The organism is Piscirickettsia litoralis, from assembly GCF_001720395.1.
Lineage (GTDB): Bacteria > Pseudomonadota > Gammaproteobacteria > Piscirickettsiales > Piscirickettsiaceae > Piscirickettsia > Piscirickettsia litoralis.
This window is the reverse complement of record NZ_MDTU01000001.1, coordinates 2,990,431-2,995,367: the sequence shown is the minus strand read 5'-3', so window position 1 is coordinate 2,995,367 and position 4,937 is coordinate 2,990,431. Positions and strand designations below refer to the sequence as shown.

Sequence of the window (4,937 nt, the reverse complement as noted above, 5' to 3'; positions counted from 1 at the left end):
CCAGTAGAGTATTTATTTTCTTTAATTGCGCTTAACATTACTTCCACCGCCTCAAGTGTTGCGCCCACTGGTGTTTTCCCTGTCGATGTTTTGATAAAGTCAGCCCCAGAAATAATAGCATCACTTGCAGCTTTGAAAATTAACTCTTGTGATTTTAGCTCGCCTGTTTCCAAAATTACTTTTAATAGTTTATTCTGGCACGACGCCTTACTTTCTCTGACCAACATCAGTGCATGATCAGAATAACCTTGCTGTAAGTATTCTTGATAAGGGATCACCAAATCAATTTCATCAGCCCCCTCGACTAATGCTTGCTTAATCTCAGTAAAAATTTTATCCGCTGACTCATTACCCAACGGGAAATTAACCACGGTTGCGACTTGTATTTTTTTATCTTTTAGCAATTTTTTTGCTAAACTGACAAACTGAGGATAGACACAAACAGCAGCAACAGCACCCAGGCGATTACTCGCCTGAGAACATAATTTTTTCAATAACCCTATCATCATCATTCAAATTAAGTGATGTTAAATCAATTAACCCCATCACTGTTTTTTTGCTTTGCTCCATAAACTTAACACTCTCTTATTAAAGCCCATTATTGGGCTAAAAGCTTTTACCATTATCCAAGGGAGTAAGCCCCATAAAATCAGCAATACTTTGACCAATGTCAGCAAAACTTTGACGCTCACCAATATTCCTAGGCTTCAACCCTGGCCCCCACGCTAATACAGGGATATGTTCACGTGTATGATCAGAGCCTTGCCATGTTGGATCACAACCATGATCGGCCGTTAAAATCACTAAATCACCTGGTTGCATCGCTCCGATAAATTCAGGTAAACGCGCATCAAAATATTCTAAAGCCTCGGCATAACCTGAAACATCACGACGGTGGCCGTATTGAGAGTCAAAATCAACAAAGTTTGTAAAAACAAGCGAGCCTGTTTTTGCTTTTTTAAAAGCATCCAAAGATCGATCAAAAAGCTCGGTAAGCCCAGTCGCTTTGACCTTTTGACTGATACCCTGATCAGCAAAAATATCGGCAATTTTACCGACAGAAATCACTTCACCACCACTATTAACTAAATGCTCTAGCAACGTCGGCTTCGGTGGCAAAACAGAATAATCATGGCGATTTCCTGTGCGCTGGTATTCACCCACCTTATCACCTACAAACGGCCGTGCAATCACACGACCAATATTCAAGCCCATCTCATCAAATAAGCGTCTTGCACTCTCACAAATTTCATACAAACGCTCAAGGCCAAACGCTTCTTCGTGACAGGCAATTTGAAACACGCTATCCGCAGAAGTATAAACAATCGGCTTTTTGCTCAAACAGTGCTCTTCACCCAACCGGTTAATCACCTCAGTCCCCGATGCATGGCCCGCATCTAGTATCCCTTGAGTTAACCCCGTTTCTGTTAGAAAGCGCTGCATAAAGTCATTCGGAAAACAAGACTGCCCTTCAACGGCATGAAAATAATCCCACTCAAATTCGACCGGAACCCCTGCAATCTCCCAGTGGCCACTCGTTGTATCTTTCGCACAACTTTGCTCAACTGCATGACCATAAATACCGTTGACAGGAGACTTTAAATCATCAATCGATGCAGCAATCGGCCGCCCCCGACTTTGCTCAGATGCCTTTTCCAGCCCTAATTTAGCAAGGTTAGGCAATTTTAACGGCCCCTGACGCTGTTCTGAATCCGCCAGACCTTGAGCAGCGTGTTCTACAATATGTCCAAATGTATCAGCACCTGCATCACCAAACTGCTCTGCATCCTGGCTGGCACCCACTCCAAAGGAATCCATTAACAAAATAGCCACTCGACCTTTAAGCATCTTTATACTCCACACCATATTTACAGGCAATTAATTCATACAAAACAATCAATTATCTAACTCACTCACTGTAAATATGATTTATTACAACATTTAAAATTTCTTAACATCACTTCATTTTACGGAATAAAGACAAGAGTACAAGCTTTGTAAATAATGTGCGTCCACCCTTCTTATCAGCAAATAAAACCTTCTCAAGATAACAATATAAAATAAAAATATTAAAAATATAAATAAATTTAATATAGGAATATATTTTAACTAAAAAATAACAAAGAAAATCTGTACATTTAATTCTTAATACAATTAATACTAAAGCTATTATCTGGATAATCTTTTCCATCATATAGCTTGCAGTCTCTGTCATTGCAGGGCTATTTTAAAGAAGCTAATCAGGCACAATCGCTAAAAAATGCTTGAGGTGGGTTGATTAACTCATAACTGTCATAGCACTGTTCACACACATCATTGCCACTGTACTGTTATCCTGGGATAAATATTTAGAAGCGAGTAAACCCCGTTTCGTTGCACTTGCGACATTGTCCACCTTATTTGCCGTGTTATCAATTTTACTGCCTAAGCTATTCACTTCACTCATCACGGTCTTCGTACTCTCAGCAATCAATGCAGTTGTCGATGCTAAGGTCTCAAGAACAGCTGCAGCCACTTCATCTCTTACATTATTAATTTCCGTTTGAACCGCAGAATTGACGGTTTCTTCAACGGCATGAAAGTTCAAATAACTTTTACTTGGCCCTGCGGAGAAATTGACTTTAACTGCCGTTAAATCAGTCGAGCTAGATAACACTCCAAGCTCAGTCCACACACGCGCTCCTAAACCTATTTTTGTTGAGGCAATGCCTCCATAAGTGTTGGCACTTGCATTCGCTGCCATTATTTCGTATTTTGCTTGACTTGCAACTTGCGTATAAGCGGTATCCGTTACATAGGATGTATGGCTGGTATTATTCTTTACCGTTTTCGTCGAACTGCTGGTGCTCGCTTGGACTTTCTCTTCAATATCAGCAAGCTTTTGCTCGATGGCTGTCATTCGAGCTTGATCAAGTGGTGACATCACCCACCTCCTATTAGACTCTATTTATCACCTATTTTTATAGGTTGCCCTAATAGAAGTATGGTAAAATAACTTATTTATTCCATTGAAATTAAAACAATTTTTATAGTGATAACCCGCTTAAAACTTACATGATTTGCATCGCGGCATTGGTAATAATCGTAGAGTGCATTTTCTTCTGAGTGACTGCATACCCTGCATAAAGCAAGCCTCGGCTCGTTTGAGTCGCGATATTATCCACACGACTGACCGTGTTATCTAATTGACTGCCCAGGTTTGCAATCTTACTCATCACCGTTTCGGTCTCATTCGCAAATAAATTTACATTTTCACCAATTATTTTAGAGCTAAGTGCTGACACAGAATTTTTCACACTATCAATCTCAGTTTGCACTGCTGTACTCACCGTTTCTTCTACGGTCGATAGCTTAATATTAGTTTTAGTGGGGATCACTTCAAGCGATAGTTTTGTCGCAGCAATATCCGTTGAATTTACTAAAGCCCCCATTTCCACCCAAACTTTTGCAGTTGCCGCAATTTTGGTTGCAGCATTAGCACCATAAGTATTGCCACTCGCTGTAGCTCCCATAATTTCATATTTTGCTTGCGCTGCTGTTTGGGTATAACCAGTATCGGTCACATAAGAGGTATGACTTGTATTCTTATTCACATTTTCAGTAGAGCTGCTGCTGCCGACTGTTTTCGTTGACGTATCATTATCAATATTCGATGTAGAGACATTATTCGTAATTTTTGTCTTCTCATTGTTATTAACAATATCTCGCGTTGTATTGCTATTATGCGCTTTAATTTCTTGTTCGATATTTGCTAACTTTTTCTCTAGCGCGGCAATCCTCTCTTGATATGATAAATCCATTAGATCCCCCTTGGTTTATCAAAATATCAACTATATATTTGTGTTCTATTATATCTGAATAACTTTATTTATTTTTTAATTTAATAAATATAAATCATTCAAGAGCTCGTAGTCACTTTCAAACTATAGCCTGGATGACTAATTTCAAAGCCTGCGCTACCTTCTTGGTCGCTTAGTCTAATTTCACTACCACTTTCAGAGCGAATAATATGATCATAGGAGTTTTGGCTATTCACGACATTTAAGTGATCACTATTATAACCTGAGCCGACAATAATAGGGCTTTCTGGATAACCACGAATAAAGCCAACTAGCAGCTCTGTGCCAACTTTAATCGGAAAATGCATGCCATAGTTTTTACCGGCAAAGACCTCAACCTTGCGTGCTTTAAAAGGGACAGGCTTATCGTAGTTTGCCCTTAAAGTCACCTCATAATACCCTGTATCATCAAGATGAGCGTACTCACTATCACTTCCTCCATACGCATTCGCATGAACAAAGCCCGCAATATTAGGCACCGGAGTCATCATTCTTGCCCGATATTGAGTATCAGCAGGAATTAAATACAATGAACATTGATAAGATGGGGTGACGTCTTCACTTTGAATAAGCGTTGTTGCCTTCTGTGTTCCATGAACTTGCATCCCATAGATTAAATACTGTTTGGCAGACTCACCACTGCCTTTCTCGACCACTTTAATCAGCTTTCCTGGATAAACATTAACGATCTGACCACTGAGCTTATAAGTATGTTTCAAACACGCTAAGCTTTGAGCATAGACACTCCCCAAATGCTCTAAATCTTCTTGGCTATTAACACCACCGATATAATGATACTGTTCTCCTTGTCCTTGATCTGAAACACTCATTGTTGCGCTGAGTAGTTGCTGGGCACTCAAGGGGTTATAGCTTTGCACAATTGCCTGATTAGCCACAATAGCAACCGACTCATTAAGCATTAAACACTGACGTGAGCTCTCTGTAGAAAAGTCATTAGAAACAAAAACTTCATTTGTGAGCGGTTGATGTAAAGACTTATCATCAATAAAGATAATTTTTGCCTTGCTCACTATAATCAAAATAATAGTAAATTCCCTGACGCTCAAGATGTCGAGATAAAAAAGTCCAGTCCGTTTC

5 protein-coding genes are annotated in these 4,937 nt (G+C 39.6%); all 5 read right to left on the bottom strand.

Translation table 11 applies throughout. The features are described from left to right. On the bottom strand, window positions 1-494 hold a 494-nt coding region (deoC, locus tag BGC07_RS14800), incomplete at its 3' end, for a deoxyribose-phosphate aldolase (protein ID WP_235603283.1). 112 nt (window positions 495-606) lie between these two features. Beyond that, window positions 607-1,848, bottom strand: a complete 1,242-nt coding sequence (locus tag BGC07_RS14795; protein ID WP_069313721.1) for a phosphopentomutase — start codon at window positions 1,846-1,848, stop codon at window positions 607-609. A gap of 430 nt (window positions 1,849-2,278) precedes the next feature. Next, window positions 2,279-2,923, bottom strand: a complete 645-nt coding sequence (locus tag BGC07_RS14785; protein WP_077216932.1) for a hypothetical protein — start codon at window positions 2,921-2,923, stop codon at window positions 2,279-2,281. A gap of 127 nt (window positions 2,924-3,050) precedes the next feature. Further along, window positions 3,051-3,800, bottom strand: coding sequence for a hypothetical protein (locus tag BGC07_RS14780; protein WP_069313718.1), 750 nt, complete (start codon window positions 3,798-3,800; stop codon window positions 3,051-3,053). 98 nt (window positions 3,801-3,898) lie between these two features. After that, a complete protein-coding gene (locus BGC07_RS14775) occupies window positions 3,899-4,870 on the bottom strand; it encodes a contractile injection system protein, VgrG/Pvc8 family (protein ID WP_069313717.1) in 972 nt (323 codons plus the stop codon). Window positions 4,871-4,937 lie beyond the last annotated feature (67 nt).

Coding starts and splice junctions, on each gene's coding strand:
- BGC07_RS14795 (WP_069313721.1), bottom strand. CDS start 1,848: ATGCTTAAAGGTCGAGTGGCTATTTTGTTAATGGATTCCTTTGGAGTG.
- BGC07_RS14785 (WP_077216932.1), bottom strand. CDS start 2,923: ATGTCACCACTTGATCAAGCTCGAATGACAGCCATCGAGCAAAAGCTT.
- BGC07_RS14780 (WP_069313718.1), bottom strand. CDS start 3,800: ATGGATTTATCATATCAAGAGAGGATTGCCGCGCTAGAGAAAAAGTTA.